The 231-nt window shown below is 52.8% G+C and carries 1 pseudogene; it reads right to left on the bottom strand.

The window, feature by feature from the left end:
- Nucleotides 1-231, bottom strand: a pseudogene (locus EXE42_RS20975) (MOSC domain-containing protein); the annotation flags it as partial.

Raw genomic sequence — 231 nt, 5'->3', positions numbered from 1 at the left:
ATCAAACAGAAGTAGTGATCAAATCGTGCGCGGTCCGCCCACTCTGGAAGTGTCCGTTTACGATTCTCGATGAAGATCCGCTGAAACTCTGGATACTCTTCGCCGGTATGGGGGTCACGGACTGGGACGATACAACGCTGGCACGGATTTGCGCCGCGAAACGTCACATCGCCGATTCGGAACACGACTTCATGGTCATGATCGGAATATAATCGGTCTTCCCAGAACGGA

The sequence above is a fragment of the Halorubrum sp. SP3 genome (assembly GCF_005435195.1).
In the GTDB taxonomy this organism is placed as follows: domain Archaea; phylum Halobacteriota; class Halobacteria; order Halobacteriales; family Haloferacaceae; genus Halorubrum; species Halorubrum sodomense.
Note: the sequence above shows the minus strand (reverse complement) of the source record. Positions and strands in the feature narration are given on the sequence as shown.